We start from the raw sequence: 16678 nt of genomic DNA, 5'->3' as shown, positions 1-16678 counted from the left end.
GTTGGCTGGTAGGCTGGGATGCATGCCACGAGCCGCACGCCTTGACATAGCCGGCGTCCTTCAGCACGTCATCGTCAGGGGTATAGAGCGACGTGACATCTTTCTCGATACCAGGGATCGCCAGTCTTTTGTCGATCGTTTTACCGAACTCCTCGTAAAGATGGAGATGGACTGTCTTGCCTGGGCTTTGATGTCCAACCACCTTCACCTGCTGCTTCGGCCCAGCCAAACCAACCTCGCCCGCTTCATGCGCAGACTCTTGACCGCGCATGCCGTAACCTTCAACCTTCGCCATCACCGCAACGGCTATCTTTTCCAAAACCGTTACAAATCTATCGTCTGCGAGTCGCCTTGGGGGACGTTGTTGAGATTTTGACTTTTGATTGGCTAGTGTTAATGTTGCAGGTATGCCCAGACTTGCCCGCCTTGATGCCGTCGGTGTCCTGCAGCATGTCATGGTCCGAGGCATCGAGAAGTGTGATATCTTCATCGATGACAAGGACCGCCACTCTTTCCTTGACCGCCTATCGATTCTACTCATCAAGACGAACACAGCATGCCTAGCATGGGTCCTGATGACCAATCATCTTCACCTCCTGCTAAGACCACAGCGCGTTAAACTCTCTTCCTTCATGCGCCGCCTTCTTACCGGATACGCTGTAACCTTCAACAAGCGTCATCACCGGGTAGGTCATCTATTCCAGAATCGTTACAAATCGATTGTGTGCGAAGAGGAGCCTTACCTCTTGGAGTTGGTTCGATACATACATCTAAACCCTCTTCGAGCTGGTTTAGTAGACGACGTGGAGGACCTTCTTGGGTACCCCTGGAGCGGCCATTGCGTCTTGATGGGAAGACGCCAATTGAACGGGCAGGCGACGATGGAGGTATTGTCTTATTTTGGAGAGACGCCAAAGATGGCAATGTCGCGGTATGAGTCATTTGTAAAGGATGCTGCGCCTGTTGGTCACCGGGAGGAATTTGCCGGCGGGGGCATGTATCGAAGTTCACGCTTTCTTGAGACTGAGCCTGGTAAAGAAGCCTTTGACGAGCGAGTCCTTGGCAGCGGCACATTCGTGGAAGAGATATGCTCGGTGCAAGAACCGCAACATGACCTCCCACCTGCACTTGAGTCTGTACTACAAGCGGTCGCAAGCCACTACAAAATTAGTTTTGAACAGCTCTGCCATCCCAACAAGAAGAGAACGATATCGCACGCGAGGGCAGTAGCATGCTTTGTGGCGGAACGGCTAATGGGTTACAGCGGCGTTGGTATAGCGCGTCTTCTAAATGTCACCCCGTCTGGAGTCACCGTGGCAGCACGAAGGGGGGAAGCCCTCATCGAGGGTGAGGATACAAAAGCCATTCTGAGAAATATCAAAATCTCAACAACGTCCCTCCAAGGGTGAATGCTCGGCAACTGCGAGGCAGGAGGAAGAATGTCAGAGAAAGACGACTGCCAACGATGTCATGGCCTGAAAGCCCGGTGCGACGAAGCATTTGCTAAACATCCGAACTCATGTAGTCATGCCGTTTGGCACGTCATAAAGGGATATCTCCCGACTCAACCATATATGACAGCGAATGCCCTTGTTACTACTTTATTTACCGACCCAAGATGGCAAGAAGTGCGGGTTTTTGAAGTAGGTAAATTGGCAAACGAAGGCGTTCTTGTGGTCGGCGGAATGATCGAGAACAATCACGGGCATGTAATAGTTGTGTACCCAGGCCCACCGAAATCGAGTGGTGGCTACCATTATGCGGACCGGAAGACCGGAAAGATGGAAGAAGCCCGCAGTCTAGGTGTCTACCCATTAGCTATGTCAACTTCAATGGGCACTTGGCCTGGTGCAAGAAGCAAAGGGGATAAGACAGTCATGGACCCTTGGCCTAATAAGTTTGACAGGGTCCGCTTTTGGAAATATGTCGGGCCCTGACAAAGAGTTTCCACGGATAGGAGGCATTGATGTTAAGGAGGCTTCTTTACTACGCAATGATAGGGATAACAGGACTGCTTTCAATGTTTGCAGTTGCCGATGCGGGGGACGCCAATTTTGTGGACGTGAAAGATGACACGTGTGTGGTCCTGTCTGACGGAGAATTGAGGCTACTTCCGGCTAAATGGCACAAATACAGAGGGTTCGTCAAAACTTGCGGCCTCACAAAAAGCAAGGGTTCCGACGCCACAATATCAATGGTTTCAATATGGTCGCATGAATATCTTGATGCTAATAGGAAGCAGACCTGGGAGGAGTTCCCCCTGCCCATTTTGGTCGACCACCAGTTTCGGCAATGTGGCACGCTTCCGGAGCTCTACCCGGCTAGCTATGTTAACAGCGTATATGTTAGGTACGGGAAGTGGAAATCTGGCATTCCTACTGAAATTAGGGTAGATGTTGCCGACCCGACTGTGTCTGGCGATTACCATTATGCTCCCCTGAAATGGGATGATAGCGATCGCAAATATAAAATACCAACTACGCGTCCGTTGTCCGGTCACCGGCGGGTCAAGTGACGGAAAATCGGAGGTCGTTGGCGGCAGGGGCTGGCAGAGAGACGGGGGGATCTGGGATTAGGCTTGCAAAGTCGCAAAGTTGGGTTATTTTTGGCTAAAGAGAGGCAGGGGGACGCCCATAGAGGCAGGGGGACGCCCATGAAATTATGCGTTTCTCTGCCTCCTTCTCTATCTGGGGTGCCCGTTGCTAATGTAAGAGGGGAGACAGGGGGATGCCCATGAAATTATGCATTTCTCTGCTGCCTTCTCCACCTGGTGTGCCCGTTGCTAATGTAAAAGGGGTGTGGCAACCTTGTTGCCATGCCTCGACAAGCCCGCATAGACGCTCCTGGTGCATGCCATCACATCATTTGTCGTGGCATCGAGCGGAGAAAGATCTTTCTCGATGACACTGACCGGGACCGGTTTCTGCTGCGCCTGGGGCACGTCCTGAAGAAGTCTTCGACTCGCTGCTTTGCCTGGGCGCTTATCCCCAACCACTTTCATCTTCTTCTCCAAACCGGCAATACTCCCATCTCCGACGTCATGCGCCGCCTCACAACGGGTTACGCAGTAGAGTTCAATCATCGTCACAACCGCTCGGGCCACCTCTTCCAAAATCGATACAAATCCATCCTCTGCCAAATGGATCTATACCTGCTTGAACTGGTACGGTATATCCACCTGAACCCGATCCGGGCAGGAATCGTTGACACCTTGCCTGAATTGCGACGCCATAGGTTTTGTGGACATGGTCAACTGCTAGGCGACACGAAGTACGCATGGCAAGAGACCTCGGAGGTCCTTGGCAGATTCGGGAGCAATGAGCATGATGCACGCTGTAACTATGAGAATTTCGTCGCGGAAGGACTGAAAACTGGGAAGAGGCAGGATCTCACGGGTGGAGGTATGGTGCGAAGTGCTGGTGGATGGGAGGAGGTCATTGCTGCTCGTCGCGCCGGCATCTTCTTGAAAAGTGATGAGCGTATCCTTGGTGATAGTGAGTTTGTTGAGCGGGTATTACAGCGGGCGGAAGAGTATGTCGAGAGGACAAGTGCGTACCGGACGGAAGGGTTTGATTTTGAGCACGCCGTGGCCCGAGTTGCGCGGTTGCTGAAGATGGATGACGCGCGAGTTTGCCAACACGGCAAAGAACCTTTGCTCGTGAAGGCAAGAAGTCTTTTGTGCTACTGGGCAACGTCTGAGTTAGGCATGACTGAAACTGAGGTCGCCATCAAGCTCGGCATTACGCAGTCATCAGTAAGTAGATCGGCCGCTCGCGGCGAGGCTTTAGCTGCCGCGAAGGGGTGGGAGTTGAGGGATTAGAGAGAAACGCATAATTTCATGGGCGTCCCCCTGCTGTTTCTTGCGAGGCTTTCAGTAGAGGAGACACCGCTGACTCGCGGCTTCTAGGTCCAGATGAATTTATTGACATGGTCGTTGAGAAGATGGGGCCGGAGCAATTGAAGAAACCTTGTATAGCGGATGTTTTAAGGGCAGTGGAACGCATTTACGGGCTGCCTGAAGACGGTCTGGTTAACGCAGACCGGAGCTTTAAGATGGCGGAAGCCGGCAGCATGGCTGCTTGGGCGGTGAGGGAAATGAGCGACGACACCCTTACCGATCTTGGCCATATCTTAGGTCGGGACGTCACGAGTCTGAGCTCGTCAATCGCCAGGCTCACCGATAAGTCCAAGGGCAATGCCGATCTTGCTGAACGGATGAAGCAATTGAAGGAAAATCTTATCGACTTTGAAACTTAGCAAGCCTGACCCCAGCCTTTTCAGCCTTTTTGCGCTTGCTCGCAACAGCCGTGGCGTGGCACGGAGTGGAGCCAAATGATGGGTCCTGTTGAATTAAGTGGAAATACTTATTTGTGTATGATATGAATCATTGCTTTGTAGGCAGGTTTTCTTACTGCCGTATTGAGCTTATTTTAAAAGCTTATGTGGTCTGATAATTTTTTTGTAATGTAGCATTTGGAATTTCGATGTCTGACATTATCATTTTAGCGGATAGTCGCAGTAATTTTTCTCGTGAGCTTGGGCTAATCAACGCTCAGCCCAAGCAAGTACAATTTCACAGCAGCAATAATAGATCTGCTGTGATACACGTAAGCAGTAAAGCTGATGTCGACGCCGGATTAGTGGCTGTAGATGTTGTACCAGACTACAGTTATTCGATACCAAGAAGAATAGAAAATATAGTCGATCCCACGCCGTTGCCCCTTCCTGCCCCAGATCCCAAATCCTACCACCTGCAAGCAAGACTGGCTTACGAGAGCGCAGTGAATCCATCGGTCCCTAAAAAAAGGATTCTGAGTATCTCTGTGTAACCGTTGAACCATTCAACTTGAAGTTCACCTGGCTCAATCGTCCAATATAGAACTCAACTGCTCCCTTAAACTCTTCCCGATACGGCATCAATTTCTTGATTTCCTGACGGCAAACAGGCTACCGGCGTCCAGGTGCGGGACGACTTCAAGCAGGCGTCAAAAGATTTGGCTGCAAAGCAGATCCCGGGAGTCACGGCAAAGCAGATGGTGCGAAAACTCGCCCAGGTCGTGAAGAACTAAATAAGAATCCAAGCCTGCACTATTCCCCTCGCTTAAATCCTTACCTCCCGCAGCATCTTGCCCGGTCACGGCCGGCCTGATGCTGCATCGGCATCCTTCCTCTCGCAAATTTGGGTATTCGAATGGACAAATATTTCCCTCAAGGACACCTCTCCTGTGACGATAAGGATGGCATTGTGCTCTCTAATTAAAGACTGCCACGGTGCCCGTAACCCGCCTGGCGATACCTTCTCTACAGCTTTCTGACCTTGTACCCGGACATGCTGCCTGCTGCCAATCCTGCCGGGTCTCTATGCAGCTTACATTCGAGCACCACACGTCCAAGACGTTGTGGACCAGTATCGCGTCCTGGAGGTCGTCTATGAGGAAGATGCCTGTCGTGATGTCGTTGCTGCTGTACCTGGCTATGGTGCTGTCTGTTGGAGGGTGCGGCTCTGCGTCGTCCTCACCGCAGCCGCTTGATGCCGATCATACCAACCTGATTTTCGTGGTCAGCCCCGATCTCGCCTATCACGAAAGCGGGGACGTGGCCGCCGATACAGCGAACCTCACCAGTCAGGGACTGCATCGTTCGCTCCTCCTGGCGAGCTACCTGAAACAGCAGGTGCTCGGGGGAGGCAACGTCACCGGTATCTATGCCCTTGAGCCGATGACCCATCTGCAGACGGCGTACGGATATCCCGACATGGCGCCCCTGGGGTTCATCCAGCAGTTTGCCCTCCTGAACCAGACGACCCTGCCGATTGACCAAAACGGAACCACCTACACCGGCAACACTTACCCGATCAAGGCATCGTACGGACAAGGGCAGGTCCCGGACGGAGTGGTCCCACCCACCGCGCCCCTGCCGATCCTTCCCCGTTACAGCCCCGACAGCACCGGGCTCGATTTCCACAATGCCGGAGCTGCCAACGAGGCGCTGGCCTACAGCATCATCGATAACAGGAGAACGGGTTATTTCGTGTTTTCCGCGCCGTGGGAGACGGTCAATGCCCTGCTTAGGTCCATCAACACCAGGTATGGCTATCGTCTGGCGCTACCGGCCGCCTACCAGGGGAGCAACTATATCCACGCGATATCGATCCCCCCCACCGGAGCTGCGCGCCTGCTCACCTACAACAGCCGGGTGAAGCCGTCATCGTCCTATCCCGTTCTCCCTGCGCCGGTGGCGACGGTCGCGTGCACCGACAGCCCTCTTTCCTATTCGAGGGTTGCCGGACAAAACGGCGTGACCGTCCCCGCCCATATGAATACCAATGCCACCGTCTACATCGTTCGGCATGCGGAGGCGCACCCGGGTCCCGGTGCTCGTTTCGACAACGGCAACTACGTGGGTGCGGGGCAATGGCGTGCACTCTCACTCGCCAATGCGCTGAAGGACAAGATAACCAGGCCGGACATGATTTACTCCATAGATCCTGCCGGCACCTGGTATCCCAACGGGGCCATGAACGTTTCCTATATCCGTCCCTCGCTCACCGTGCTGCCGTATGCGATTGCCAACAACCTCCCTTATCACCTGGCGAGTACCTTCTCACTGGGGTCGGCATTCACTCCGACCGACGACACCGTGGCTGAGGCCACCAAGGACTTTTTCTTCACCGGAGGGACGTTCTCCAACAAGACGGTGCTGGTAGCGTGGGAATCCGGTCACATCAAGCCGTTTCTCAAAAAGCTCATCGAGAGCTACGGCGGCAACTACGCCGCACTGCCGGACGGATGGACGGACTGGCTATCGACGGATTACGATACGATCTGGACCGTGCGGCTGGATGCCCAGGGTAATCTGAGCGTAGACAATGCGAACTGTGAAGGGATCGATTCGGCGAGCCTCCCGGCTGCCGCGCCGCTGTTTTAGTCCGGGACCTGCCCCGGAGCGGGGTGGACGGTGCTTATCTGCTGCTTCATTGCGGGCGCATCCCATGCGGGATGCGCCCGTTTTTGTGACGGTACCTGGCGGGACCGGTTTCTGTTGCACGTCGGGCAAGCACTGAAGGGGTTTTTGTCGCGCGTCGCCTCGCGCTAACGTTTCAGGGCTTTGCTGTTGTCTGCCCCTCTGCCCAGTGTGAAGACTGGAAGGTAGCTCTGTGCCGCACGGTTACCCGTGTTTTACCTTTGTCGGTGACAGATTCTGTATTCGCTATGTTTACGGTCTAGTAGCAGGTGGAGTTACGCTATGTCAAGTCCAATTTAAAAATTTCTGTATATATGAGTTCTGTTGTTCGGGGCGGGACACACGGCAAAGCAGATGGTACGAAAAACTCGCTCCGGATCGTGAAGAACTGAAAAAGTCACGGCGGGCCTGATGCCTCCGGCAAAAGGGAAGGGGCAGCACTTGACGGATCACAAACCGTCGAGCGCTGCCCCTTGTTGTTCCTTGAGCCGGTGGGTTAAATACGGATGTCAGGGCTTTTTACGTCTTTGCAGTCGAACTCGAGTTGTTGTCCCGGTTCCTCAGATTTCGCCATGACCTCCTCGACCTTGGACGCCTCAAAGATCCGGAGCGGCGCGTAACTGAAGGTTGTCTTCCTCTCTTCTCCGGGCACAAATCTTCTCCGCTGGGTCATCTGCCTCTCCTATCATTCAGATTGGTGCTTGTATCTACGATGATGCTCGAAGGAAACTCTTCCCACATGTTACTCCACTTCGCGTTAAGATAATCCTCCGTCCAAACCGTGACTAAGGCATTATCTTGTCTTCCCCATTACGGCTTGTGTATGTGTACCCGCCGTCACCCTTCGGCTGACCTGGATATACGACAGCCCGCGCAAATCTGGTCAAGGACCATGTTGTCGCAACAGCGCCCACTGGTGTTGAACCCGTAGATGGAGAAAGATGAGGAGCTATGCCGGCTTCAGCACGTCGGCTTCGTTGTTCAGTTCTTTCAGGTGCAGTGCGACGAGGTCCCCGGCGCTGAGCTTTTGAAGACACGCAAGTACCAATTGTTCTGCAAGGTCGTTGTATTCCGTTCCCCCTACGACGTTGATTTCCGTGTCAGTAGAGAGAGAAGTCACCTTCAGGTGGATGTCTTCCCCCAGAAGCAACACGCCGAAATCCTTGTCGCCTACATCGCGCATGCAGAGTTGCAATAGGCTCAAGGCGATACTTTCCCACAGTTTTGTAATCTCGAACTTTCCGGTTTCCATACCCCCTCCTATCCTTTGGCAAGTGTGAGCGGCGCGGCTTTCTTTAACGGTGTTTTGTGCAGTTCGCCCAGGCGCTGCACGCTGAGCCTTTTCAGGCAGGAAAGCACAAACTGCTCACCAACCTCACTGTACCCGGTCCCATACACAGTCATCACTACTTCGCCGGTCGATTCCAACACCCTGATCCGCGCAGTGTCGCCGCGAGTGCCGATATCAACACCACGCTCCTGTTCATTGCCTGCTACGAGATCAACCAGCGCGAACGTCATTGCCTGGTACAGCGACTCCAGTTCAAATCCCATGACTTCCTCCTGTTCACAATATGAATGATCATTAATAAATGACAATAAAGTTGATGTCTGTCAACCAGCGCGGTAAGAAAAAATCTGCCCCGTTGCGAGCATGTCATTCGTGCATGATACAGTTGAAGACGCTTGACAACCTGTTGGCGTGATCTAATCTAGCGCCGTGGACCACGGCGCGATAGCCCCTTCGACCACCTTGTACTGCAGAGGGACGGAGATGACTGCCGGGTATGATCACTTCTCCCTGAATGAGCGCAAAAAGACCATAAGGCATTGGAGGCAAGCAACTATGAGACTGCTACTTGCGTTGATCCTGGTGGTGTTTGTCGTCAGCACTGCTCCGGCGATGGAAATCGAAGGGGTGAAGGTCGAACCCCAGGTGCTGGTGGACTCCGAGGCGCTGCAGCTGAACGGCAGCGGCATCAGGAAGAAATTCTTCTTCAAGATCTACGTGGGGTCGCTATATGCGACGAGACGCCTGACCAGCAGTACCGAAGCACTCGACGACACGGGGGACAAGCTGATCAGGATGGACTTCGTGTACCCGAAGGTGGAGAAGGAGAAGATCGTGGAGGCATTCCGGGAAGGCTTTCGCAACAACACGCCCGACTTCGCCAATGCCGCGGAGGTGAAGGCGTTTCTTTCGCTTTTCACCAGCGACTTCAAGCGCGGCGACCGGGTCGACATCTTTCTGGGCGGCAACGGCAACGTCGTCGCGAAGCACAACGGCAAAATCCTCGGCACCCTGGTCTCGTACCCCCTCGCCACTGCCATCCTCGCCATCTATCTCGGGGACCACCCCGCCGACGAAAACCTGAAGAAAGGGTTGCTGGGCAAGTAACTACACCGTCGGGTACGACGACTGGAAACGCAGATTCGACGCGGGGCCGGTTTTCGGGGAGCCCGCTTGCCTGCCACACTTTGACGGTATCTCGCTGTTCCAAAAACGTGACTTGTTCCAGCTTGGACCGTTTTCGCTGTTCCGTTTTATTCCATTGCGCAACATACCCCTTTCTATCCGGATACACCTGCCTGACTAACTCCCCTTTGTTTACGCACAGTAATGGCCGTTCGCCGGTGAAATGACACCGGTAGACTGATCTAGGTATGGCTGTTGCTATAAAGCCATTCTATTTAACTGTATGCACAATTTGATTTGACAGCTGCTGAAGTACTTGCACAGGCGAAGTGGGCTGTGTCCGCTTCACAAGCCTCCGAATAATGTCATACAAAAACACATTTATAGCAGGTGGGTCGGCAGCGGTTGTTACAGAGGCCATGCTTTCACATACATTCAGTCGTTGTAATGGAATCAATAAAACCAGGAGGGAAAATGCAGAAGAAGAACATCACCATGCTGGCAGCGGTCCTGGCTGTCGCAGCGAGCGCACATTCGGTGCAGGCTTTCGAGATAGGCGGGGCCAACGGATGGAAGTTCTCCACGGACGGCTTCCTCAACGTGTTCGCCACCTATGAATCGGTCGGTACCCGCCCGGCAGGAGTCATCGGCGGGGAGATCGGCGGCGATCAGACGGGCACCGGGGAAAACCAGCAGCAGTTCCGGGTGAGGACGGGCCTTTTGCCGGTGGGCTTCGGGCTCAACATCCAGGCTCCCACCACCAACGGGGTGGATTACGCGGTGCGCCTGGGACTCTACCCGCAGGTTCAGAACAACGGCGGCAGCCGCACCGACCTCTCGCCCAACATCGACTTCCGCGAGATCAACATGACCGCGACCGGCGCATTCGGCCAGATCCTCGCCGGCCGCGCCATCAACCTCTACCAGGCGAAGAACATCCTCACCGACATGACCCTCTTCGGGGCGGGGGTGATCGGGCCGGTGGACAGCGGCCCGACCATGGGACACATCGGCTACGGCTACCTCTATCCCAACTTCGGGGCGCAGATCAGGTACACCACGCCTGACCTGAAAGGCCTGAAGGTGGCCTTCAGCGTGAACGACACCAACAACATCGGGGCGGCGACCATCCGCAACGTCCCGCGCCTGGAAACCGAGATCTCCTACACGACGTCGTTCACCGGCGGCAAGCTGCAGACCTGGGTCTCCGGTCTTTACCAGCAAGCGGGCTTCTCGGATTCGAAGTTCGTGACCGTTCCGGTGACCTTGAATCCCGACGGAAGCATCACACCCGAGCACGTGGTTCCGGCGGTTCGTCCGGGCGGTCACGTGACTTCGGTGGGCGGCGCAGGCGGCGTGCAGCTCGACATCCACGGGCTCCAGTTGCTGACCTCCTGCTACGGCGGCAAGGCGCTGGGCATGCTGGGGATGCAGGGGGCGGATGCCCTCTCCGCGGACGGCAAGGAAAGGACCAACTGGGGCTTCCTGAACCAGGCGACCTACCAGCTCACGCCGGTGGTGAAACTGGGACTCAACTACGGCCAGAGCAGGGCTGAACTGGCCGGCAACGATGCCGATCTGAACATCCAGAAGCAGCAGGCGGCCACGGTCGCGGTGACCTACAACGTGAACAAGTTCGTCCAGGTGATCGGCGAGTACACCTGGGCGCAGGACCGCTGGTTCAACGGCGCCACCCAGGACGCCAACATCGGCGCCATCGGCACCTTCATCTACTGGTAGTCGCGTAGGGACGGAAACGTTCGTCATCGCTTCATCACGGGCGCATCCCATTCGGGGTGCGCCCGTGTTCGTTGGAGGAGAGTCTTATGAGAGGAGGGGACGCCGGGAAGAGGTTGACACGCTACGCGTGACACTCTACAGTTGCAGGTGTGATAAAAACGTTCGCAGACAAAGACACGAAGCAGCTCTTCCTGACAGGTAAGGCTAAGCGGCTACCTCCCGATTTGTTCGGAAGGGCAAGACGGCGCCTGGAATACATAGACCTTGCCTCAGTCCTTGAAGACCTTAAAGTGCCTCCGAGTAACAGGTTGCATCCTTTGCATGGCAGCCGATACGGCCAGCATGCCATCTCGATCAATGACCAGTGGCGGATTTGTTTTGTTTGGCACAACGGCGATGCGTATGAAGTGGAGATAACGGATTATCATTGAGGTGCATCATGTTTAAAAGTGACCGAGACAAAAGAGAAATTCCGCCAACCCATCCGGGAGCAATGCTGCGCGAAGACTTCATGCCGGATTATGGGTTGACTGCAGCAACGCTGGCGGGGACGTTGGGAGTGTCGCGGCAAACTATTAACGAACTGCTCCGCGAACGCAGGGCGCTGAGCCCGGGGATGGCCCTGAGACTTTCCCGCCTTTTCGGTAACACACCTGAGTTCTGGCTGAACGCACAGCGCGCTGTTGATCTATGGCAGGCGGAAAAGGATTTGGCAAAAGAACTCGCCAGGATCCGGTCGCTTCAAGCCGCGTAGCTGTGGTCTCGCAGCGTGCTTATACTGGAGAGTGCTATGAAAAAGCCGGCAAAGAACACGATATGCCTTTGGTTCAACGGTGACGCCGAAGAGGCGGCGCGCTTTTATGCGGAGACTTTCCCCGACTCGTCGCTCGACGCGGTGCACCTGGCGCCGGGTGACTACCCCTCCGGGAAGAAAGGGGATGTGCTGACGGTGGAGTTCACCGTCATGGGAATCCCGTGCCTGGGGTTGAACGGAGGACCGGAGGTGAAGCACAATGAGGCGTTTTCGTTCCAGGTGGCCACCGAGGACCAGGAGGAGACGGATCGCTACTGGAACGCTATCGTCGGCAACGGCGGACAGGAGATCGTGTGCGGCTGGTGCCGGGACAAATGGGGCATCTCGTGGCAGATTACGCCGGTGGTGCTGTCGGAGGCGATAACGGATCCCGATCCTGCAGCCGCCAAGCGCGCCTTCGATGCGATGATGCAGATGGTGAAGATCGATGTTGCCGCTATCGAGGCCGCCCGCCGGGGCTGAGCCCCGGCGCCGGGAACGCTGGTTGCGCAGCAAACGTGCTGTGGATCGCGGGCTTGTGGGTGGGGTGAGGCGAGCGACGGCGCCTGAAGGGAAAGAACGGGGCAGGCTAGAGAGTCCCTGGCATGATCGGCCAGGGGCTCTCTCTGGTTTAGAAGGTGTGCCTGTCGCACCTGGTGCTGAAGGCTACTGTGCGGCTTTGAGCTGGTCGGCGCGGCGGTGCCCCTTGGCGGCAGAAGGGTCTCCCATCACCGTGACATCGAAGATGCAGTTGCGGTGAATCGTCTTGTCCTTGATGCCGTAGCAGGCTCTCTTGGCGAGGTCGGGACGCGGCTCCCTGACTGTGGGGACCGGGCCCTTCACCGTGGTGCTGGTGCAGGCCTGACCGCTTTCAGGAGGCCAGTTCACGTCGGTGAAGTCGGCGGTGCCGGTGCCGGGTGCGTAGTCGAACAGGCTCGTGCCGCTGGCGACGCGCCAGGCGTCGGCGAACTTGTGGTTCAGCTGCAGGTGCCGGTCGAGCAGCGAAACGGGTTTGGGGCCGAAGCTCGAACCGTCGGGTGCGCGCGGCAGCCATTCCGACGCGAGCATGGGGCCCAGGACCCCTTCACGCGCCGGGGTGTTGAATACCTGCACGTCCAGATACCAGTAGCCTTGCGAGGTCCAGAACACCGGGATCACCACCACGCGCGTGCCGTCGGCCAGGCGTACGTCGAGCTCGCCGGTCCTGCGATCGGTTCGGACGGTATTGCCGGGGCCCAAGTCGATGTCCTTGCCGGGGGGGACCGGTTCTCCGTTCAGCCGCAGCTGCATCCGTTTCTCCGGGGAGAGGTTGCCGCCGACGGGCTGGTAGGTGAGGCGGTACTTGCCGATGCGTAGCGCGACGGCGGTATTGAGGCTTACGCAGCTCGCCAGGCCGGTGTAGGGGTTGGCGCCGGGGGTGAAGGTGGTGAGCACGGGGCTCTGGCGGGCCTGCAGTTCGAAGAAGTCCTCGTTTTTGAGCAGGGTGAACTCACCCGCCGCCTGGAAGTCGTAGTTTATTCCGTTGACGGTGGTGAGATGCGGGTCGCCTGCGTCGGCCGAACTCGCGTTAGGAGGACCGCCGCACCAAGTGTCCCTGAAGGTGGTTGCCGCCGCGGCGGCGCTGCCTGGACTTCCCGGGGGCATGGTGCTGGTGAAGGCCTTGGTGAGGATGGTGCCGCAGTAAGAGGGGAGCTTGTTGGACAGGTGCGGGAAACGCCCCGCGCTTCCCTTGACGTGGCACGGGCTGCACTGTGAGGGGAGCGTCGAGCCGGCCTGGGACAACTGGTTTTGCGGCCAGGATCCTCCCACCAATGGATCGTAGCGGTACACCGGCATGGAGGGGAGGTTCTGCGGTGCACCGGAGAGGCTCCCCCACAGCAGCGTCGAGCCGCCGGAAGCGAGGTTCGCGTTGGGGTGGATGATGTACGGGTTCTCGCCGGCATGGCAATCGGTGCAGATGCCGCCGGCGCCGGGCTCGATCTCCTTGCCGCCTGCCTGGTACTTTCCTCCGGCCGTGGTGGGGACACCGATGGGGATCTGGGTCCCGGCGGGGAACGAGAAGGATTGCGTCACGCCGCCGACGGTCCACTGGTTGTCCCAGAAGCAGGCCTTGGAACTTTGCTTGCCGATGCAGATTACACCGTCCAGGGCGACCGTGCTCAAGGTGGCGTCGGTGTACCTGGGCAGGGCGTAGCACATCCCTTCCGGTGCCGAACTCTTGTAGGTGCGTACCTCGGCCGGCGAACCGACGATGAACTGGGTGGACTGGGGTATGAAGCCCTGGGATTTCCAGCCGTTGGTGCCGTTGGGATCCATCACGTTGATGGTGGGCGGAGTCGGAACCCCGGCAGCGCTGCATTCGGCGAGATAGGCTTGGCCCGAATTGACGGTGGCGGAGAGCACCGTCACCTGGGGAGGCTTGAAGGGCTTAAAGCGGAGGGACTCGATGCGCCGCAGCACGTCCCGGCGCGGGACGAAGGGCTCCGCCTTTTCCACCATCTTCAGATCGGCTTTGTCCGGGAGTTTCCACTCCATGGCGTAGCGCAGCGCGCGCAGTTTGGCGACTGTCCGCACATCGATCTGGTCCGGCCTCGTGTTGGCTAAAAGCCACTCCAGCGCCTGGTGCTGCAGGATGAGCCGGTCCTGGCCGCGCAGATCGAGACCGGCGCGCAGCTTTCTCTCGTAGGAGGCGAATTCCCTTTTCTTGGCAGGCGAAAGAGCCGCCGTGAGTTTCTTGCGGTACCAGTCCTGGGCGTGGGCGGCGAAGTCGAGCGTCACCGGGATCTGATGTCCGTCGGGCGCGAAGAAACCGCCGTGTCCGGTAGCCGCGATGGGCTCCTGCTCCTGCGCGCCGGCCGGCCGGCTCGCCAGGAGCGAAGCGACCAGCAGCAGGCAAAGTGAAACGAAGACGGCAAGTCTGGTACATCCACTCTGTTGTGAGCCTCGATGGTCCTTCCTTTCGCCAATACCATTCGACATGATGATCCTCCTTTTGTGACGAGTTTTTACTCCCGATGCCCCGGCCGCTTTGGGACCGCCGGAACACAGCCAATGAGGTCCGCCTCGCGGCTGCTGGAACTACGCGGCACGGACCACTGAAAGATTATACTTGTCTAATGTGATGGGTAAAGAAGAAGGTAGGGAATTTGCTGAAGGGGCAGCAGGCATAGAGCTTGTCCCGCTCCGGGAAGAGAGTGTCGAAGGTGTCTGGTAAGGAGGGATTGCGCCTGCTGCATTGACAAAATGTCTCAGTAAATGTACGGTCCATCTGTACATGTGGAGGGGTGAGATGATCAAGGTGAATGTGACGCAGCTGAGAAATAACCTGCCGGCTTACCTGGGGAAAGTCAAATCGGGGGAAGAGGTGGCGGTGACCTCGCGCGGCAAGGTAATCGCACGGCTCGTTCCGGAAGCCGATGAGGCGAGCGAGGCGCGCCTACGGTTGGAAGCCGCCAGGAAAGAGAGCTGGGTTGGTGACGTGGTGTCGCCTGTCGGTGAAGTATGGGAGGTGGAAAGTGGTAATCCTTGACACCTGCGCCATGATCTTCGACGCGTTGGCGCCGGACCAACTGAGTCGGAGGGCTGTGAAGGAAATGGAAAAGGCGAGGGCGGAGGGGGCCTTGAGTTGTAGCAACATCTCCCTATGGGAGATTGCCATGCTCATGAGCAAAGGTCGCGTGAAAGTCCCCATGCCGCCACGCGAGTTTCTCATCGACATCATAGCCGCAAACAAGTTGAAAGTCCTCCCCATAACCCCCGACATCGCGTACCATTCAAGCCACCGCCCTGATTTTGCTCATGGCGACCCCGCTGACAGAATAATTGCTGCCACCGCTTTGCATCACAAAGCAAGCCTTGTTACCTGCGATACAAAGCTGCGGGAGATGAAGGCACTGAAAACGGTGTGGTGAAGGATGTCACTGGAACAGTACCTGAGTGAGCAGGGCAGTAGCGTGGAGATCGGACTGGTGCTCCTGTCGGAGGAGTGGCAGGTTCTGGGGATGAACGAGCATGCCCTGCGCATCGCGGCACCGGACATGGGGCCCATAGGACAGAACCTGTTCCAGATGCACCCGGCGCGGAGCAGGGAGAAGGTGCGCGGCATCCTGACTGAACTGTCGAGCCTGCAGGAGTCGACGCAGAGGTCGATGGTGATCGACTTTCTGGGCAAGGTGCTCATGATCAGCCTGTCCCGCCTAGTGGTGCCGGGAACCCCCATGGCCTGGGCGGTCTCGTTCATGGACCTGTCGGAACAGACCGGCGCCCGCACCAACCCGGCCAGCGGCCACGTCGAGCTGAAAAAAATGCCGATCTACGAGAACGGTGCCTTCCACTTCCTTTCGGCGGACCAGGTACACCTGATCGAGGCCGACGGCAACTACTGCCGCATCCATACGCCGCACAAGAAGTTCTACCTGCTGATGAGCCTCAAGGCGGTCCTGCAACGATTCCCGGTCTCAGATTTCCTCAAGGTGCACAAGAGCTTCGTGGTGAACCTGAGACACGTGCAGGCGATCGGCCCGGTCGGGGACAGCCGCATGATGGTCTCCTTTTCCGACCCCTCCATCCCCGCCGTTCCGGTTTCCCGCCGTCTGGTACCTGCGGTGAAAAAGGCGCTTGCCTCCGCCGGCACCGTTCATCCATCGGATTGACCCGTTCATCAAGTTCTCCTTGAGCCTTTGGCCGCTGGGTGGGATAGTGCGCAGCAATGGCGTTGCCCCAAGCGGGACCAAAAGCAAATCCCCCTAAATCCCCCTTCGCAAAGG

The 16678-nt window shown here is 56.9% G+C and carries 19 protein-coding genes; 15 read left to right on the top strand and 4 right to left on the bottom strand.

The annotated features are described in order from the left end of the window. The first annotated feature begins 22 nt into the window (after positions 1-22). The 7 genes from KP004_RS18810 (at position 23) to KP004_RS18780 (ending at position 6927) form a co-directional block, all read left to right on the top strand. On the top strand, positions 23-376 hold the full coding sequence (locus KP004_RS18810; protein ID WP_216799933.1) for a transposase: 354 nt from the start codon (positions 23-25) through the stop codon (positions 374-376). Positions 377-407: 31 nt separating this feature from the next. Continuing rightward, positions 408-1409, top strand: coding sequence for a helix-turn-helix domain-containing protein (locus KP004_RS18805; RefSeq protein WP_239026861.1), 1002 nt, complete (start codon positions 408-410; stop codon positions 1407-1409). Positions 1410-1439: 30 nt separating this feature from the next. Next, a complete protein-coding gene (locus KP004_RS18800; RefSeq protein ID WP_216799932.1) occupies positions 1440-1937 on the top strand; it encodes a hypothetical protein in 498 nt (165 codons plus the stop codon). A 29-nt stretch (positions 1938-1966) separates the two neighbouring features. Then, positions 1967-2515 (top strand): hypothetical protein, encoded by a 549-nt coding sequence (locus tag KP004_RS18795; RefSeq protein ID WP_216799931.1) that lies wholly within the window; start codon positions 1967-1969, stop codon positions 2513-2515. 300 nt (positions 2516-2815) lie between these two features. Next, positions 2816-3820, top strand: a complete 1005-nt coding sequence (locus KP004_RS18790) for a transposase (RefSeq protein ID WP_216799930.1) — start codon at positions 2816-2818, stop codon at positions 3818-3820. 107 nt (positions 3821-3927) lie between these two features. After that, positions 3928-4257 carry a hypothetical protein gene (locus KP004_RS18785; RefSeq protein WP_216799929.1) on the top strand — a complete coding sequence of 110 codons (330 nt, stop codon included), beginning with the start codon at positions 3928-3930 and terminating at the stop codon, positions 4255-4257. 1173 nt (positions 4258-5430) lie between these two features. Then, positions 5431-6927: a hypothetical protein gene (locus KP004_RS18780; RefSeq protein WP_216799928.1), complete on the top strand. Its 1497-nt coding sequence runs from the start codon at positions 5431-5433 to the stop codon at positions 6925-6927. A gap of 532 nt (positions 6928-7459) precedes the next feature. Here the strand turns inward: KP004_RS18780 and KP004_RS18775 are convergent. From KP004_RS18775 to KP004_RS18765, 3 genes are all read right to left on the bottom strand, one after another. Beyond that, complete coding sequence (locus KP004_RS18775; RefSeq protein ID WP_216799927.1) at positions 7460-7636, bottom strand: hypothetical protein; 177 nt, start codon at positions 7634-7636, stop codon at positions 7460-7462. 276 nt (positions 7637-7912) lie between these two features. Next, on the bottom strand, positions 7913-8215 hold the full coding sequence (locus KP004_RS18770) for a hypothetical protein (protein WP_216799926.1): 303 nt from the start codon (positions 8213-8215) through the stop codon (positions 7913-7915). A gap of 8 nt (positions 8216-8223) precedes the next feature. Next, positions 8224-8517: a hypothetical protein gene (locus tag KP004_RS18765; protein WP_216799925.1), complete on the bottom strand. Its 294-nt coding sequence runs from the start codon at positions 8515-8517 to the stop codon at positions 8224-8226. Between the two features lie 292 nt (positions 8518-8809). On the opposite strand from KP004_RS18765, the gene KP004_RS18760 reads away from it, so the two are divergent. The 5 genes from KP004_RS18760 (at position 8810) to KP004_RS18740 (ending at position 12395) form a co-directional block, all read left to right on the top strand. Continuing rightward, positions 8810-9361 carry a chalcone isomerase family protein gene (locus tag KP004_RS18760; protein ID WP_216799924.1) on the top strand — a complete coding sequence of 184 codons (552 nt, stop codon included), beginning with the start codon at positions 8810-8812 and terminating at the stop codon, positions 9359-9361. A gap of 492 nt (positions 9362-9853) precedes the next feature. Next, a complete protein-coding gene (locus KP004_RS18755; RefSeq protein WP_216799923.1) occupies positions 9854-11119 on the top strand; it encodes a hypothetical protein in 1266 nt (421 codons plus the stop codon). A gap of 149 nt (positions 11120-11268) precedes the next feature. Continuing rightward, the gene (locus KP004_RS18750) at positions 11269-11550 is read left to right on the top strand and encodes a type II toxin-antitoxin system RelE/ParE family toxin (RefSeq protein ID WP_199390331.1); all 282 of its coding nucleotides are present in this window, start codon (positions 11269-11271) and stop codon (positions 11548-11550) included. Positions 11551-11612: 62 nt separating this feature from the next. Next, positions 11613-11873, top strand: coding sequence for a HigA family addiction module antitoxin (locus tag KP004_RS18745; protein ID WP_239026860.1), 261 nt, complete (start codon positions 11613-11615; stop codon positions 11871-11873). A gap of 36 nt (positions 11874-11909) precedes the next feature. Beyond that, entirely contained in the window at positions 11910-12395 is a 486-nt protein-coding gene (locus tag KP004_RS18740; protein WP_216799922.1) for a VOC family protein, read from the top strand. A gap of 183 nt (positions 12396-12578) precedes the next feature. Here the strand turns inward: KP004_RS18740 and KP004_RS18735 are convergent, their stop codons facing one another. Next, entirely contained in the window at positions 12579-14891 is a 2313-nt protein-coding gene (locus KP004_RS18735; RefSeq protein ID WP_216799921.1) for a hypothetical protein, read from the bottom strand. A 310-nt stretch (positions 14892-15201) separates the two neighbouring features. Between KP004_RS18735 and KP004_RS18730 the strand changes: the two genes are divergently transcribed. From KP004_RS18730 to KP004_RS18720, 3 genes are read left to right on the top strand one after another with little or no spacing between them, the layout of a single operon-like run. Then, positions 15202-15441, top strand: a complete 240-nt coding sequence (locus KP004_RS18730) for a type II toxin-antitoxin system Phd/YefM family antitoxin (protein WP_216799920.1) — start codon at positions 15202-15204, stop codon at positions 15439-15441. Further along, on the top strand, positions 15428-15823 hold the full coding sequence (locus KP004_RS18725; protein ID WP_216799919.1) for a type II toxin-antitoxin system VapC family toxin: 396 nt from the start codon (positions 15428-15430) through the stop codon (positions 15821-15823). Before KP004_RS18730 ends, KP004_RS18725 begins: the two co-directional genes overlap by 14 nt. Positions 15824-15826: 3 nt before the next feature. Next, complete coding sequence (locus tag KP004_RS18720) at positions 15827-16564, top strand: LytR/AlgR family response regulator transcription factor (RefSeq protein WP_216799918.1); 738 nt, start codon at positions 15827-15829, stop codon at positions 16562-16564. Positions 16565-16678: the final 114 nt, after the last annotated feature.

This window comes from Geomonas oryzisoli, assembly GCF_018986915.1.
GTDB lineage: Bacteria > Desulfobacterota > Desulfuromonadia > Geobacterales > Geobacteraceae > Geomonas > Geomonas oryzisoli.
The sequence above is the reverse complement of the archived record's forward strand: the minus strand, read 5'-3'. Positions and strand labels throughout refer to the sequence as shown.